This is a genomic window from Phycicoccus sp. Root101 (assembly GCF_001426245.1).
In the GTDB taxonomy this organism is placed as follows: domain Bacteria; phylum Actinomycetota; class Actinomycetes; order Actinomycetales; family Dermatophilaceae; genus Pedococcus.
In genome coordinates this window covers 14,440-29,188 of sequence record NZ_LMCM01000005.1, presented here as the reverse complement: position 1 = coordinate 29,188, position 14,749 = coordinate 14,440, and the positions used below count along the sequence as shown (strand labels likewise).

Annotated in this window: 14 protein-coding genes; 6 read left to right on the top strand and 8 right to left on the bottom strand. The window is 72.2% G+C overall.

Annotated features, from left to right (window positions below; translation table 11 throughout):
- Positions 1–12: 12 nt before the first annotated feature.
- The gene (locus ASC58_RS04940; protein ID WP_082552977.1) at positions 13–1,467 is read left to right on the top strand and encodes an aspartate ammonia-lyase; all 1,455 of its coding nucleotides are present in this window, start codon (positions 13–15) and stop codon (positions 1,465–1,467) included.
- A 70-nt stretch (positions 1,468–1,537) separates the two neighbouring features.
- Here ASC58_RS04940 and ASC58_RS04935 read toward each other — a convergent pair whose 3' ends face one another.
- The 3 genes from ASC58_RS04935 to ASC58_RS04925 all read right to left on the bottom strand — a co-directional run bounded on the left by ASC58_RS04935 (position 1,538) and on the right by ASC58_RS04925 (position 5,167).
- The gene (locus tag ASC58_RS04935) at positions 1,538–2,287 is read right to left on the bottom strand and encodes a hypothetical protein (protein ID WP_157598367.1); all 750 of its coding nucleotides are present in this window, start codon (positions 2,285–2,287) and stop codon (positions 1,538–1,540) included.
- 381 nt (positions 2,288–2,668) lie between these two features.
- Entirely contained in the window at positions 2,669–3,904 is a 1,236-nt protein-coding gene (locus tag ASC58_RS04930; RefSeq protein WP_235529131.1) for a PhoH family protein, read from the bottom strand.
- A gap of 501 nt (positions 3,905–4,405) precedes the next feature.
- Complete coding sequence (locus tag ASC58_RS04925) at positions 4,406–5,167, bottom strand: isoprenyl transferase (RefSeq protein WP_056916611.1); 762 nt, start codon at positions 5,165–5,167, stop codon at positions 4,406–4,408.
- A gap of 91 nt (positions 5,168–5,258) precedes the next feature.
- Here ASC58_RS04925 and ASC58_RS04920 point away from each other — a divergent pair, with 91 nt between their 5' ends.
- Together ASC58_RS04920 and ASC58_RS04915 are read left to right on the top strand one after the other, a co-directional pair.
- Positions 5,259–6,086 carry a thioesterase family protein gene (locus tag ASC58_RS04920; RefSeq protein WP_082552974.1) on the top strand — a complete coding sequence of 276 codons (828 nt, stop codon included), beginning with the start codon at positions 5,259–5,261 and terminating at the stop codon, positions 6,084–6,086.
- A 33-nt stretch (positions 6,087–6,119) separates the two neighbouring features.
- Entirely contained in the window at positions 6,120–6,818 is a 699-nt protein-coding gene (locus ASC58_RS04915) for a hemolysin III family protein (RefSeq protein ID WP_056916610.1), read from the top strand.
- Between the two features lie 19 nt (positions 6,819–6,837).
- Here the strand turns inward: ASC58_RS04915 and ASC58_RS04910 are convergent, their stop codons facing one another.
- The gene (locus tag ASC58_RS04910; protein WP_056918560.1) at positions 6,838–7,131 is read right to left on the bottom strand and encodes a hypothetical protein; all 294 of its coding nucleotides are present in this window, start codon (positions 7,129–7,131) and stop codon (positions 6,838–6,840) included.
- Positions 7,128–8,066: a mycothiol conjugate amidase Mca gene (gene mca, locus ASC58_RS04905; protein ID WP_056918825.1), complete on the bottom strand. Its 939-nt coding sequence runs from the start codon at positions 8,064–8,066 to the stop codon at positions 7,128–7,130. The genes ASC58_RS04910 and mca overlap by 4 nt, the downstream gene beginning before the upstream one ends.
- Positions 8,067–8,160: 94 nt before the next feature.
- Here mca and ASC58_RS04900 point away from each other — a divergent pair, with 94 nt between their 5' ends.
- Complete coding sequence (locus ASC58_RS04900; protein ID WP_056918559.1) at positions 8,161–8,538, top strand: DUF4307 domain-containing protein; 378 nt, start codon at positions 8,161–8,163, stop codon at positions 8,536–8,538.
- Between the two features lie 210 nt (positions 8,539–8,748).
- Positions 8,749–9,243, top strand: a complete 495-nt coding sequence (gene greA, locus ASC58_RS04895) for a transcription elongation factor GreA (RefSeq protein WP_056916607.1) — start codon at positions 8,749–8,751, stop codon at positions 9,241–9,243.
- 83 nt (positions 9,244–9,326) lie between these two features.
- Here the strand turns inward: greA and ilvA are convergent, their stop codons facing one another.
- Positions 9,327–10,550 (bottom strand): threonine ammonia-lyase, encoded by a 1,224-nt coding sequence (gene ilvA / locus ASC58_RS04890; protein WP_056916606.1) that lies wholly within the window; start codon positions 10,548–10,550, stop codon positions 9,327–9,329.
- A 191-nt stretch (positions 10,551–10,741) separates the two neighbouring features.
- On the opposite strand from ilvA, the gene ASC58_RS04885 reads away from it, so the two are divergent.
- A complete protein-coding gene (locus tag ASC58_RS04885; RefSeq protein WP_056916605.1) occupies positions 10,742–12,115 on the top strand; it encodes a ferric reductase-like transmembrane domain-containing protein in 1,374 nt (457 codons plus the stop codon).
- 90 nt (positions 12,116–12,205) lie between these two features.
- Here ASC58_RS04885 and ASC58_RS04880 read toward each other — a convergent pair whose 3' ends face one another.
- Together ASC58_RS04880 and ASC58_RS04875 are read right to left on the bottom strand one after the other, a co-directional pair.
- Positions 12,206–13,522 (bottom strand): glutamate mutase L, encoded by a 1,317-nt coding sequence (locus ASC58_RS04880; RefSeq protein WP_056918558.1) that lies wholly within the window; start codon positions 13,520–13,522, stop codon positions 12,206–12,208.
- A gap of 13 nt (positions 13,523–13,535) precedes the next feature.
- Entirely contained in the window at positions 13,536–14,732 is a 1,197-nt protein-coding gene (locus tag ASC58_RS04875) for a cystathionine gamma-synthase (protein ID WP_056918557.1), read from the bottom strand.
- Between the last annotated feature and the right edge of the window lie 17 nt (positions 14,733–14,749).

The following is a 14,749-nucleotide window of genomic DNA, read 5'->3' as shown; positions in this document are numbered from 1 at the left end:
ACAATGGCAGGTATGGAGCCTGCTTCCGACCCGACCCCGCCCACCTCCGACCTCGTGGCGGCAGCGCCTGCCGCGCCCCCGGCCACGCGCACCGAGCACGACTCGATGGGCGACGTCGAGGTGCCGGTCGACGCCCTCTGGGGGGCCCAGACCGCCCGGGCGGTCGAGAACTTCCCGATCTCGGGCCAGCCGGTGCCGCCGGGGGTCGTGCACGCCCTGGCGCTCCTCAAGGGCGCGGCGGCCCGGGTGAACGCCGACCTCGGGGTCGTCGACCGTGGCCTCGCCCACGCCATCGCCGAGGCCGCCGACACGGTCGCCGACGGGCAGCACGACGACCAGTTCCCCGTGGACGTCTTCCAGACCGGGTCGGGCACGTCGACCAACATGAACGTCAACGAGGTGCTGGCCCGGCTCGCCCACCTTGCCACCGGCGCGTCCGTCCACCCGAACGACCACGTCAACGCCGGCCAGTCCAGCAACGACACCTTCCCGAGCGCGCTGCGGATCGCCGCCACCCTGGCCGTGCACCACGAGCTCGCCCCGGCCCTGCTCCACCTCGCCCGCGCCCTGCGGGCCAAGGAGGAGGAGTTCGCGGACGTGGTCAAGGCCGGGCGCACCCACCTGATGGACGCCGTCCCGGTGACGCTGGGGCAGGAGTTCGGCGGCTACGCCCGCCAGGTGGAGCTGGGCGCCGAGCGGGTCGTCGCCGCGGCCCGGGCGACGGCAGAGCTGCCCCTGGGTGGCACGGCTGCCGGCACGGGCCTCAACGCCGCCCCCGGGTTCGCTGCGGCGGTCATCGGGCAGGTCAGCGAGCGCACCGGGGTCGACTTCCGGGAGGCTGCCGACCACTTCGAGGCGCAGTCGGCCCAGGACGCCGTCGTCGAGCTGAGCGGCGCGCTCAAGGTCGTCGCCGTCGGCCTCACCAAGATCTGCAACGACCTGCGCTGGATGTCGTCGGGCCCCCGTAGTGGTCTCGGGGAGATCCACCTGCCCGACCTGCAGCCCGGTTCGAGCATCATGCCCGGCAAGGTCAACCCGGTGATCCCCGAGGCGACCCTGATGGCCTGCGCCCGGGTCATCGGCAACGACACCACCATCACGGTCGCCGGCGCCTCGGGGGCGTTCGAGCTCAACGTCATGCTGCCCGTCATGGCGCAGGCCGTCCTCGAGTCCACGACCCTGCTGTCCGCGACCGCACGCCTGCTCGCCGACCGTTGCGTGGACGGCATCGAGGCCGACCGCGAGCGGGCCCGCGAGCTGGCCGAGGGCTCCCCCTCGATCGTCACCCCGCTCAACCGGTTCATCGGCTACGAGGCGGCGGCGGCCGTGGCGAAGCAGTCGATCACGCAGCGGCGCCCGATCCGCGAGGTGGTCCTCGAGCGCGGGCACGTCGAGCGGGGCGAGCTCACCGAGGCCCAGCTGGACGAGGCCCTCGACGTGCTCGCGATGACCCGCCCGCCTCGCTAGCTCGTCCGCGCCATACGCAGGACGCCGCCCCGGTGACCGGGGCGGCGTTCCATGCTGGTGGGTGCTGGGCTCAGTACCAGTGCGGGGAGCGGCTCTGCCACGCGCCCCAGGCGGCGCACGGGGTGCCGTAGGAGGACTTGACGTACTGCAGGCCCCACTTGATCTGGGTGACCGGGTTGCTGCGCCAGTCGGAGGCGATCGTGCCCATCTTCGAGCCGGGCAGCGACTGCGGGATGCCGTAGGCGCCGGACGAGGAGTTCTCGGCCTTGAAGTTCCAGCCGCTCTCGCCGTGCCAGAGGTTGTCCAGGCAGCTCCACTGGCTCTCGTCGAAGCCGTAGTCGCCGAGCAGCGCCCGGGCCGCGGAACGCGGGTCCGCCTGGGCGTTCTCGATCAGCGCCTGCTTCTTCGCCTCGAGGGCCTTGCGGGCCTTGTCGCGGGCGGCCTTGTCAGCGGCCTCGCGGCGAGCCTGCGCGGCTGCCTTCTCGGCGGCGACGGCCTTCTGGCGGTCCTTCTCCTGCACCGCGGCGAAGCTCGCGTTGGTGTCGTTGCGGTCGGTCGCGAGGCGCGCGGTGTCCTCGATCTGCGCGTCGGCGAGCTCGTTCGCCTGCGCGATCGCCTCGGTGCTCACGGTGAAGGCCGCAGTGCCGGTCTGGCGCTGGTCGGTGGCCTGGTAGCCCGCGGCCGTGGTCGCGACGACGGCCAGCAGCAGGCTGGAGGTCACGGCCGGGCGGCGCAGGGATCGGGTGAGCCCCGAGGAGCGAGAGGGCTTCCTGCCGGGGGTCGCCGCATGGCGGTGACGACCCTGGTAGGGCTGGCTCATACAGGTTCCTCCAAGGAAAAGGCCACCGTGTGGGTGGCCTCGTTGGTGCCGGGGGGATGCGCCGGACCCTGCCTTCACACCAGCGCGTTATGAAACCGAGACCTTACCTGAGTACCCACCCTCTCCCGAAATCGCCGGTGCCCGAATCGGTGTACTGAGTGACGTCTGTGACGGGTGGGGCGCCAGAATGGCCCGTTCGTCCGAGTCGCACCCCGGTCTGGGCGTGAGGCAGCGCACGACCCGGTATGGCGCGCAGCCGGCGGGCCACGCGCCCTACCCCCCACCGTGATCCGGCCCGGGTCGCGACGGCGACGCCCCGGCCCCCACCACCGTCACGGTGACCGGTGGTGGGGGCCGGGCGCGGCGCCCCGGGCCGTGGGCTCAGACCTCGAGACCCTCGAGCAGGTCGGTCACGAGCGCGGCGATGGGGCTGCGCTCGCTGCGGGTGAGCGTGACGTGGGCGAACAACGGGTGCCCCTTGAGCGCCTCGATCACCGCGGCGACACCGTCGTGGCGGCCGACCCGCAGGTTGTCGCGCTGGGCGACGTCGTGGGTGAGGACGACACGGGAGTTCTGGCCGATGCGTGAGAGCACCGTGAGCAGCACGTTGCGCTCCAGGCTCTGCGCCTCGTCGACGATGACGAACGCGTCGTGCAGCGAGCGCCCGCGGATGTGGGTGAGGGGCAGGACCTCGAGCATCCCCCGGTCCATGATCTCCTCGACCACCTCGTGCGACACGAGTGCGCCGAGGGTGTCGAACACGGCCTGCCCCCAGGGCCCCATCTTCTCCTGCTCGCTGCCGGGCAGGTAGCCGAGCTCCTGGCCGCCGACGGCGTAGAGCGGGCGGAAGACGACGACCTTGCGCTGCTGTCGGCGCTCCATCACCGCCTCGATCCCCGCGCACAGGGCGAGGGCCGACTTGCCGGTGCCGGCCCGGCCACCGAGCGACAGGATGCCCACGTCGGGGTCGAGCAGGAGGTCGAGCGCGATCCGCTGCTCGGCGCTGCGGCCGTGCAGCCCGAACGCGTCCCGGTCACCGCGGACGAGGCGCACCTGCTTGTCGGCGCCGACCCGCCCCAGGCCGCTTCCCCGCGGCGAGAGCAGGACGAGCCCGGTGTGGCAGGGCATCTCGGCGGCTGCGGCGTTCTCGATCCGGCCGTGCTCGTAGAGCGCGTCCATCTCCTCGACCGTCACGTCGAGCTCGGCCATGCCGGTCCAGCCGGAGTCGACGGCGAGCTCGGCCTGGTACTCCTCGGCCGCCATACCCACCGCGGAGGCCTTGACCCGCATCGGCAGGTCCTTGCTCACGACGGTGACGTCGAAGCCCTCGTTGGAGAGGTTCTTGGCCACCGCCAGGATCCGGGTGTCGTTGTCGCCGAGGCGGAAGCCGGCGGGCAGGGAGCTCGGGTCGGTGTGGTTGAGCTCGACCCGCAGCGTGCCCCCGTGGTCACCGACGGGCACGGGCGCGTCGAGACGTCCTTCGCGGACGCGCATGTCGTCGAGCAGCCGCAGCGCCTGCCGGGCGAAGTACCCGAGCTCCGGGTGGTGCCGCTTGGCCTCGAGCTCGGTGACGACCACGACGGGCAGGACGACCTCGTGCTCCTTGAACCGCAGCATCGCCTTCGGGTCGGAGAGGAGGACCGAGGTGTCGAGCACGAAGGTCCGGAAGGCCGGCGTTCGACCCTTGCTCCGGCGCTTCGGTGCGGGAGCGACGCGCGGTGCGGCCGAGGTGGCGGTCGCAGCGCTGGCCGAGGTGGTTGCGGAGCTGGTCGAGGTGCGACGGGTGGTGTCGTGGTTCGAGGCCAATGTCTCTCCTTGGCACAGCGCGCGCTTCGGCGCGGTGCGCCTACTCGCGAACGAGGTGCCGGGACCAGGCCAACCCACCACGGTGGGGCCGGTTCCGACCCTCCGCCCGGAGCTGGATCTGCTCCATAGGTTGGCCTCCCCGAACGCGGAACGGGTGCTCCGCGTCACTGCCGACGGTACGACTCACCCGACCCCGGGGAAGGAAGGCTCGCGGCGTGTCACGCAGAGTTAACCCGTTGGTCGGAGGACGTCCTCCGACGTTGTGCCGACACCCTCGCCGCACCCCCGGAGCGGGTATGGCGCGCCGCCGGCTCAACCGCCGAAGCGCCGGTTCCGCTCGGAGTACGCGCGCAGGGCACGGAGGAAGTCGACGTGCCGGAAGTCGGGCCAGTAGGCCTCGCAGAAGTAGAACTCGCTGTGCGCGCTCTGCCACAGCAGGAACCCGGACAGCCGCTGCTCCCCCGACGTGCGGATCACCAGGTCCGGGTCTGGCTGGCCCTTGGTGTAGAGGTGCTCGGCGATGTGCTCGACCTGCAGCGTCTCGGCGAGCTCCTCGATGGTCGTGCCGCTCGCCGCGTGGGAGGTGAGCATCGAGCGCACGGCGTCGGTGATCTCCTGCCGCCCGCCGTAGCCGACGGCGACGTTGACCGTCATGCCGTCGACGTCCTCGGTCAGGTCGGCGCTCTCCTTGAGCCGCCGGGCCGTCTCGGCCGGCAGCAGGTCCAGCGAGCCCACCGGGTTGAGCCGCCAGCGCCTGGTCTCGGCGAGGTCGGAGACGGTGTTCTCGATGATCGACAACAGCGGGACCACCTCGGCGGCGGGACGGCTGAGGTTGTCGGTCGACAGCAGCCAGAGCGTCACGACCTCGACGCGTGCCTCCTCGCACCAGTCGAGGAAGTTCGCGATGTTGTCTGCCCCGGCCTGGTGGCCCTCCTTGGTCCCGTGCCCGCGGGCCTTGGCCCAGCGCCGGTTGCCGTCGAGCATGACCCCGACGTGGCGCGGGAGCGACTCACGCTGCAGGCGACGGCTCAGTCGTCGCTCGTACGCGGCGTACAGGAGGTCGGACAACGCCACGGTCACTCCTTCGCAGGCTCGCAGGACGGACGTCCGTGCACCGCACCACGCTACCCCTGTCCCCGGGGGCGGGTGGGGCAGGATGCCTGCCATGTCCCCGCCGTCCGACGACCGCTCCGCCGACTCCTTCTACTCCCTGGACGACAGCGGCCCGGGGAGCAGCACGGTGACCTCCAGCCGCCACACGGCGGGGCCGTGGTCGCCGGACGCCCAGCACGGTGGACCGCCGATGGCGCTGATGGCCCGCGAGGCCGGGCGGCTGGCCGGCGAGGAGCGGGTCGTGTCCCGTGTGACCTGCGACCTGCTCGGCCCGGTGCCGGTCGGGCGCCTGCGGGCCAGCGCCGAGGTGGTGCGACCCGGCCGCTCGGTGGAGCTCGTCGAGGTGCGCCTCACCGACCTGGCCGGCGACCGGGACGTCGCCCGCGCCGCCCTGTGGCTGGTCCCGAGGTCCCAGGACGGGCCCCGGGTGGGCCTGCCGGCGACGCCTCCCGGGCCCGCCGCGGGCCACGAGCACCCGGTGCCGCCGGGCTGGCACCGGGGCTACCTCGACGCCGTCGAGTGGCGCTGGGTCGAGGGGGCGCTCGGCGAGGCCGGGCCGGCGACGGTGTGGATGCGCCCGAGGATGGGGCTGCTGCCCGGCGAGGAGCTGTCAGCGCTGCAGCGGATGCTCGTCTGCGTGGACTCGGCCTCCGGCGTGAGCGCCGCGCTGGACATCACCCGGTGGCAGTTCATGAACACCGAGCTGACCGCCCACGTCGTCCGCGAGGCGTCGGGTCCGTGGATCGGGATGCGTGCCGCGACCACCATCGCCGGGGGCGCCGCGGGGCTCGCCCGGGCCGAGGTCTTCGACGAGCACGGCTTCGTCGGACAAAGCACGCAAAGCCTCCTGGTGAGGCCGACGCCACAACCTACGACTTAGTAACCTACGCGACCGTAGGTTACGATGGGGTGCATGACAACGGCACCCGCCCCCCGCTCCGAGCAGGGACCTGTCGAGTCGGTCGTCGCTGCGGTCAAGCCGCACCTGCGCGGCTGGCTGCACGCCGGCATGGTCCCCCTGGCGGTCGCCGCCGGGATCGTGCTCATCGCCCTGGCGCCGACGACCTCCGGCCGGGTCGCCGCCGTGGTCTTCTCGATCTCCGCGTGGCTGCTCTTCGGCACTTCTGCCGTCTACCACCGCGGCAACTGGTCACCCCGCGTGGCCGGTGTGCTGAAGCGGATGGACCACTCCAACATCTTCCTCATCATCGCGGGCACCTACACGCCCTTCGCCCTGATCCTGCCTCCGGCGCAGGCGAAGACGATGTTGCTCATCGTGTGGATCGGCGCCGTCGCAGGCGTGCTGTTCCGGGTGTTCTGGGTCGGCGCCCCGCGCTGGCTCTACACACCGGTGTACGTCGCCCTGGGCTGGGTGGCCGTGTTCTACCTCGGCCCGTTGCTGCACTTCGGGGGCCCGGCGATCGTGACCCTCATCGCCGTCGGCGGCCTGCTCTACACGGCGGGCGCGCTCGTCTACGGCATCAAGCGGCCGAACCCCTCACCGCGCTGGTTCGGGTTCCACGAGATCTTCCACGCGCTGACGGTGGCCGCCTTCGCGGTCCACTACATCGCCGCGTCGATGACCGTCTACGGCATGCACGCCTCGGCCTGACGGCCGGCTGCGCGCTCGCCTACTGCTGCGGCTCGGCGGACGGGGACTCCCCGGACGCCGGGCCGTTCGCACGACCGGCGTCACCCTCGGCCCCCTGGCCGCCCTCGGTCGGGGTCGAGCCCTTGCCCTTGCGCTCCCGGTCTGCGGCGCGCTCCTGCTCGGCCTCGCGGGCCAGCTCCTCGGAGCGGTAGGACATCCGGCGCATCCGGGCGTTCATGTTGCGCATGAGCAGGTAGAGCGCCAACCCCAGCAGGAAGAACGCGAAGAAGCCCCAGAGGCCGGGTGACACCAGCGAGGACGGGGCGCCGTTCACAGCGTCGACTCCTTGCGTCCGTCGTACACGAACTCGAGGCCGGACTGGGTCGCGAGCGCGTCACCGGCCGCGGCGTCGGGGATGCCGGCGAACAGGTCGTCCTCACCCTCGGCGATCGGCAGGTACGACAGGGCTACCTCGTACTCCTCCGTCGGCCACACCTTCGCCTGCACGTCGCGCGGCACCTTGAACCAGGCGCCGTCCGGGTCGATCTGCGTCGCGTGGGCGAGCAGGGCCTGGTCGCGCTGGTCGAAGTGGTCGGAGCAGTGGATCCGCGTGGTGACCACCCGCTCGGGCCGGTCCTCCCAGCGCTCGAGCCACTCGGCATACGGGCTCTCCTCGCCCAGGGCGGTGAGGGCCTCGTGGAAGGCGATGATGCGCGCCTTGGAGAAGCCCTGGTTGTAGTAGAGCTTCAGCGGCTGCCACGGCTCGCCCGCGTGCGGGTATGCCGTGGGGTCGCCGGCGGCGAGGAAGGCCGCCATGGAGACGGTGTGGGTCATGATGTGGTCCGGGTGGGGGTAGCCACCGTTCTCGTCGTACGTCGTGACGACGTGCGGGCGGAACCGGCGGATCTCGCGCACGAGCGCCTCGGTGGTGACCTCGAGGGGCTCGAGGGCGAAGCAGCCGTCCGGCAGCGGCGGCAGCGGGTCTCCCTCGGGCAGCCCGGAGTCGACGAACCCGAGCCACGTGTGCTGGACCCCGAGGATCTCCTGCGCCCGCTTCATCTCGTCGCGCCGGACCTGGGCGAGGTCGCGCAGGATGTGGGCGTCGTCCTTGAGGTTGGGGTTGAGCACGTCGCCGCGCTCGCCACCGGTGCACGAGACGACGAGGACGTCGGCGCCCTGCGCCACGTACTTCGCCATCGTCGCCGCACCCTTGCTCGACTCGTCGTCGGGGTGCGCGTGCACCGCCATGAGCCGCAACCGGTCAGCCACCTGCACAACCTCACTCGTCCATCGAAGACAATGGGACCGCGGGTCGGTCGACTCCGCGTCCGTCGGACATCCTCTCACCCGTGGAAGGCCCACCATGCCGCTCCCCCGCCCAGCCCCCGGCACCGGACGCTGGTGGGTGGTCGGCATCGTCGGCTGCACCATCGGGGTCGCCCTCGCCACGTGGTGGGGCTTGGCGAGCAGCCTGGGCCAGGTGACCTACACGGACACGGGCTACAAGGTGCTCGACAACCGCAGCGTGCGGGTGGAGTTCGACGTGCACCGTCCGGACGGCCAGGCCGTCACCTGCCGCCTCAAGGCTCTCGACACGACGTTCGGCGTGGTCGGGGTCCTCGACGTCGACGTCCCCGCGTCGTCGGAGCGCTCGGTCCACCGTGTGGCCGTCGTCCGCACCGCCTCGATGGCCGTCACCGGGGTCGTCGACCGCTGCGACCCCGCGGGCCAGGGCCGCTGACCTGCGGGATCGCCGTCTCACGGTGTCCACGACGGGCCTGCGACCGCCGTCGTGAATGGACCGGCTTGCCGCGCGCGGGGTACCCTTGTCCTTTCACCGAAGCGGTCTGGGCCTGACCACGTGAACGTGTGCGGCCCGGACCTTTCTGCGTATCACCCCTCCCTGACGACGCGACCGCGTCACGTCGGGGACCCGATCAAGGAGTACACCGTGAGCGAGACCGCGACCCCCACCGCGAGCTACCTGACCCAGGAGGCCTTCGACCGTCTGAAGGCCGAGCTGGACCAGCTCTCCGGCGAAGGCCGTACGGAGATCGCCAAGAAGATTGAGGCGGCCCGCGACGAGGGCGACCTCAAGGAGAACGGCGGCTACCACGCGGCGAAGGAGGAGCAGGGCAAGATGGAGGCCCGCATCCGCCAGCTGACCCAGCTGCTCGACAACGCGACCGTGGGCACCAAGCCCGCCGACGACGGCGTCGTCGAGCCCGGCATGGTCGTGACCGTGGAGATGTTCGGCGACGACATCACCTTCCTGCTCGGCTCGCGCGAGATCGCCGAGGGCACCGACCTCGAGGTCTACAGCGAGAAGTCGCCGCTCGGCGCCGCCATCAACGGCAAGCAGATCGGCGAGAAGGCGACCTACCAGGCGCCCAACGGCAAGAAGATCGAGGTCACCATCAAGGCCGCCAAGCCCCACGTGCCCTGATCCCCAGCTGCACACAGCGAAGGGCCGCACCCGGTGGGTGCGGCCCTTCGTCGTCCGGGTCGGCCGGGTCCCCGGCCCCCGCGTCAGCCGAACTTCAGCTGGTAGCCCTTGCCCCGCAACGTGCGCAGCACCTCTTCGCAGTGCTGCTGGCCGCGGGTCTCGAGCTGCAAGCCGATCTCGACCTCGTCGACCGTGATCGTAGTGCCGGTCCGGATGTGCTCGACCTCGAGGACGTTCGCGTCGACCGCGGCGCAGTCGGCGAGCAGCCTCGCGAGGTGACCGGGCCGGTCGGAGACCCGCACCCGGAACTGGAGGTAGCGGCCGGCCGCGGCCATGCCGTGCCGGATGATCCGCAGCAGCAGGATCGGGTCGATGTTGCCGCCTGACAGGACCGCCACCACCGGGCCGTCGACGTGCTGGCCCGCACGCGACAGCAGGTGGGCGACCGCAGCCGCTCCGGCGGGCTCGACGACGAGCTTGGCGCGCTCGAGCACGAACAGCAGGGCCCGCGACAGCTCCTCCTCGGTCACCGTCTCCATGCCGTCGACGAGCTCGCGCACCAGCGCGTAGGGCACGTCCCCGGGCATGCCGACGGCGATGCCGTCGGCCATCGTCTGCATGTTCTCGAACGCCACCGGCTTCCCCGCGGCCAACGACAACGGGTAGGCCGCGGCCTGCTCCGCCTGGACCCCGATGATCCGCACGTCGGGGCGGGCTGCCTTCACCGCCACCGAGATCCCGGCGAGCAGGCCCCCGCCCCCGGTGCTGACGACGATCGTCTTCACGTCGGGGCACTGGTCGAGGATCTCCAGCCCCGCCGTGCCCTGCCCTGCGACGATGTCGTGGTGGTCGAACGGGTGGATGAGGACCGCACCGGTCTCGGCCTCCCACTCACGGGCCTTGAGGAGGCACTCGTCGATGGTCGTCCCCACCTGCTCGATGGTCGCCCCGTAGGCGCGCGTCGCGATGAGCTTCGGCATGGGGGCGCCGTGCGGCATGTAGACCTTGACGTCGATGCCGAGCAGCTGGCCGGCCAGGGCCACGCCCTGGGCGTGGTTCCCGGCGCTGGCGGCCACGACACCGCGGGCCTTCTCCTCGTCGCTGAGCCGCGCCATCCGGGTGTAGGCACCCCGGATCTTGAAGGACCCGGCACGTTGGAGGTTCTCGCACTTGAGGAAGACCTCGGAGCCGACCCGCTCGGACAGCGCCCGGCTGTACTCGAGGGGCGTGGGGCGGACAACTCCGCTGAGCAGGTCCTGCGCAGCGCGGACGTCGTCGAGGGTGACGGACAGCAACGGTGATGCCATGGGCGCAGGCTATCGCCCGCCGGGGCCGTCCCCGGACGGCCATGGCCGGGTCTCCCCGGCCGCGGCGGCGCGGTCCGGTGCGGCGACTGGGGGCGGTGGCTTGAGGTCTGCTTAGGGTCCTCTTGAGGACGCTCGGCGCCGGCCGGTCCTACAGTCCAGTCGTCGTCTCCCCCCACGACCAAGGAGCCCTCGTGGCCTTCTCGATCCGGGGTGGCCGACGTCCGGGTACCTGGAGGGGTGGCGCCACTCGACGCCGGCTTGCCCCCACGCTCTGGCTGCTCGTCATCGCCGCTGCGCTGGCCGTCCCGTGGTGGATCCTGCTGACCGTCCAGCGGGCGGAGGAGCAGGGGTCCTGGCGGGTGCTGTCGCTCGCGACCGCGCTGGCCGCGACCTCCCTGCTGGCTGCGGCGTTCGTCCTGCCCTCGCGGCTGCGCGCGCTCACCTCGCACCTGGGTGTGGAGCGGCTGCTGCGGCAGCACCGGGCCCTGGCGTTGGTCGCCGTCGCCCTCGTCGCCGCGCACGTGGTGTTCGTCCTCGCGCACTCCGACGAGGGCCTGGGCGTGTTCGACCTCCGCACCGCCCCGCCCCGGGTGTGGGCGGCGAGCGTGGCCACGATCGCGCTGCTCGCCATGGTGGGGCTGGCGATCAGCCGCCGCTCGCGCAGCCCGCGCTACGAGGGGTGGCGCCTCGTGCACGTCCTGCTCGCCAACACGGTCGTGCTCGCCACGACCCTGCACGTCGTGTGGCTGCAGGATCTCACCCGCCACGACCTCGGGCGGATCTGGTTCGAGGGGCTGGGCACGCTGATGCTCGCCGTCATCGTCTACCGGTGGGTCTGGCGACCGATGCGGGCCAGGCGGAACGCCTACGTCGTGGACCAGGTCGTCGACGGACCCGGGGCGACCTCGGTCGTCCTGCACGCGTCGGGCCACACGGGGGTGCCCTTCCGGCCGGGCCAGTTCGCCTGGCTCAAGATCGGCGCCTCCCCGTTCGTGTTCGAGGAGCACCCCTTCACCATCGCCTCCGCGGCCACCGAGCCGTGGCGCAAGGAGTTCGCGATCAAGCCGCTCGGCGACTTCACCGAGATCCTCGCCGGCCTGCGTCCCGGCCGTCGCGTCTACCTCGACGGACCCCACGGCTCCTTCACCCTCGACGGCCTGCGCTCCTCGGCCTTCGTCTTCATCGCCGGCGGGGTCGGGGTCACCCCGATGCTCAGCATGCTCCGGACGCTCGCCGATCGCGGCGACCGGCGCAGGGCCGTGCTCATCGTGGCCGGGCGGACGGCGGACGACCTGCTGCACCGGGCCGACCACGAGCACCTCGACGCGCGGCTGGACCTGCACGTCGTCGAGATCCTCGAGGAGCCACCGCAGGACTGGCGCGGCGAGGTCGGGTGGCTCACCGAGGCGGTGCTGCACGCGGCCATCCCGCAGCAGCGCGTGCCAGGCAGGGTCGACTTCTTCATCTGCGGGCCGGCGCCCATGGTGGCCGCGACGGTCCGCATCCTCGACGACCTCGGCGTCGCCTCACGTCGCGTCCACACCGAGCTCTTCGACGTGGTGTGACGTCCCCCGACAGGATCGGGGCGATCGGCTCCCCCTGCGCCGGTCGCCCCGATCCGCTCTCCACGCGGGACGAGGCCCGTGGCAGGTCGGTCAGGTCGGCGTGACGACGGTGCGCGCGAGCGCCTTCGCGGCCTCCGGGTGGTCACCGCGCAGCAGCCCCACGGCGAACAACAGGTATGCCGCGTCCGTCACCACCGCGGCCTCCCGCGGCACCTTCCAGCCCCCGGCGTGGTCGGCCGTGACGGCCCCCAGGACCTCGGCCCGACCCTCGTCGTCGGCATGGCGCAGGACACCGCCCGACCCGACGACGACGCCCACGTCGGCCAGCGGCCGTGGGCTGGCGCCCGGGCCCGAGGGCCGCGCGTGCCGACGCACGGCGACCACTGCGGCCGCCCGGGCCAGGGCCAGGTCGAGCGCACGCTCGGTGTCGTCGACCGGAAGGTGCGACGGGTCGGCCGCGACCATCGCGGCATACGCCTCGAGGCCGTCGCTGAGCGGGAGGTGCTCACGCGTGGCCGCCTCGACGATGCCCACGGCGTTCCAGCGCATGCCGAGGTCGGCCTCGACCGTGCGCGACTGCCACAGGGGTGCCACGACGTCCTTGGCCAGTCCCGCGTCCTCGCCCTGCGGGCGCAACGCGGAGTAGACGTCCGTCGTGGCGCCACCGACGTCGACGACCATCACGTCGCCGTCGAGCTGTTCCGCGAGCACCTCCACCCCGTCGAGGACGGCGTCGGGAGTGGGCGCCTGCACCATCTGGGCGAACTCCGGTCCGCGCGACAGGCCCTTGCCCCCGATCACGTGCTCGAGGAAGGCCGCCCGAATGGCGGCACGCGCCGACTCGGGGGCGATGACGCCGATGGAGGGGAGCACGTTGTCGGCGAGGGTGAAGCGGCGTCCGGTCGACGACAGGACCTCGGCGACCTCACCTTGCGCGTCCCGGTTGCCCGCCACGACCACGGGCGCTCCCAGGCGGGCACGCGCCATACGAGAGGCGTTGTGCACCAACACCTCTGCGTTGCCACCGTCGGTGCCCCCGACGAGCAGTACCAGGTCGGGACGCGACGCCCGCAGCTCGGCGAGGTCGGGGCCGGACAGGGGCCCGGCGGCGAGGTGCGCCACCCGCGCCCCCGCGCTGAGTCCGACCCGATACCCAGCCTGCGCGGTCACCTCACGCTCGTACCCCACGACCGCGAGGCGCAGGCCTCCCCCGGCGCTCGAGCAGGCGAGGACCTCGTCGACCTCGCCGTGGACGGCGAGCTCGTGACGCAGCAGGCGGTAGCCGTCGAGGACGTCGGTGCCGATGGTCGTCGGCGTGGCAGCGGTGGCGACGACCTCGCCGGAGGAGTCGACGAGCGCGGCCTTGGTGAACGTCGAGCCGAAGTCGACGCAGAGGAGCCGCGCCACGGTCGCCGGTCGCTCAGCCGAGGCGGTCGAGGGCCTGCTTGAGGTCCTCGATGAGGTCCTCGACGTCCTCGATACCGGTGGACAGGCGGATGAGGTCGGCCGGCACCTCGAGCTCGGTGCCGCGCACCGAGCTGTGGGTCATCCGGGCCGGGTGCTCGATGAGGGACTCGACGCCTCCGAGGGACTCGCCCAACGTCCAGACCTGCGTCTCGCCGCAGACCTTGACCGCGACGTCCTCGCCACCGCGCACCTGGAACGAGATCATCCCGCCGAACCGCTTCATCTGGCGGGCCGCGACCTCGTGGCCCGGGTGGCTCTCGAGACCGGGGTAGTGCACGGCGCTCACGGCGGGGTGGCCGAGCAGGAACTCGACGACGCGCTCGGCGTTGTCGCTGTGGCGCTCCATGCGCAGGGCCAACGTCTTCAGACCGCGGAGCACGAGCCACGCGTCGAACGGGCCGGCCACCGCACCCAGCGAATTCTGGTGGAACGCAACGCGATCCACAGCGTCCTCGTACCCGGGGACGGTGATCCCGCGGCCGACGACGACCGCACCACCGACGACGTCGGAGTGCCCGCCGCAGTACTTGGTGGTCGAGTGCGTGACGATGTCGGCACCCAGTGACAGCGGCTGCTGGAGGTAGGGCGAGGCGAAGGTGTTGTCGACGACCAGCAGCGCCCCGGCCTCGTGCGCGACGTCCGCGAGCGCGGCGATGTCGGCGATGCCGAGCAGCGGGTTCGTGGGGGTCTCGACCCAGACGATCTTCGTCTGCCCGGGTCGGATCGCGGCCCGGACCGCCTCGACGTCACCCATGGGCGCGATCGTGTGCTCGACGCCCCACGGGACGAGGACCTTGTTGAACAGGCGGTACGTGCCGCCGTACGCGTCGCTGGGGACGACGACGTGGTCCCCGGGGGTGAGCAGGGCACGCAGGACGGTGTCCTGACCGGCCAGCCCCGAGGCGAACGCGAAGCCGCGCTCGCCACCCTCGAGGGCGGCGAAGCACTCCTCGAGCGCGGTGCGGGTGGGGTTCGCCGAGCGGCTGTACTCGTAGCCGCCGCGGAAGCCGCCGATGCCGTCCTGCTTGTAGGTCGACACCTGGTAGATGGGGGTGATCACCGCACCGGTGCCGGCGTCCGGCTCCTGGCCCGCGTGGATCGCGCGGGTGGAGAAACCGCCCGCGTCCTTGCCGTGCTGCTGCTCGCTCATGGCGGCAAGGCTAACGG

Bases quoted from the DNA above. Each gene is read 5' to 3' on its own strand.
- ASC58_RS04935 (WP_157598367.1), bottom strand. From the start codon at position 2,287: ATGAGCCAGCCCTACCAGGGTCGTCACCGCCATGCGGCGACCCCCGGC.
- ilvA (WP_056916606.1), bottom strand. From the start codon at position 10,550: ATGGCATCACCGTTGCTGTCCGTCACCCTCGACGACGTCCGCGCTGCG.
- ASC58_RS04920 (WP_082552974.1), top strand. From the start codon at position 5,259: ATGTCCCCGCCGTCCGACGACCGCTCCGCCGACTCCTTCTACTCCCTG.
- ASC58_RS04915 (WP_056916610.1), top strand. From the start codon at position 6,120: ATGACAACGGCACCCGCCCCCCGCTCCGAGCAGGGACCTGTCGAGTCG.
- ASC58_RS04930 (WP_235529131.1), bottom strand. From the start codon at position 3,904: ATGCTGCGGTTCAAGGAGCACGAGGTCGTCCTGCCCGTCGTGGTCGTC.
- ASC58_RS04900 (WP_056918559.1), top strand. From the start codon at position 8,161: ATGCCGCTCCCCCGCCCAGCCCCCGGCACCGGACGCTGGTGGGTGGTC.
- ASC58_RS04940 (WP_082552977.1), top strand. From the start codon at position 13: ATGGAGCCTGCTTCCGACCCGACCCCGCCCACCTCCGACCTCGTGGCG.
- ASC58_RS04875 (WP_056918557.1), bottom strand. From the start codon at position 14,732: ATGAGCGAGCAGCAGCACGGCAAGGACGCGGGCGGTTTCTCCACCCGC.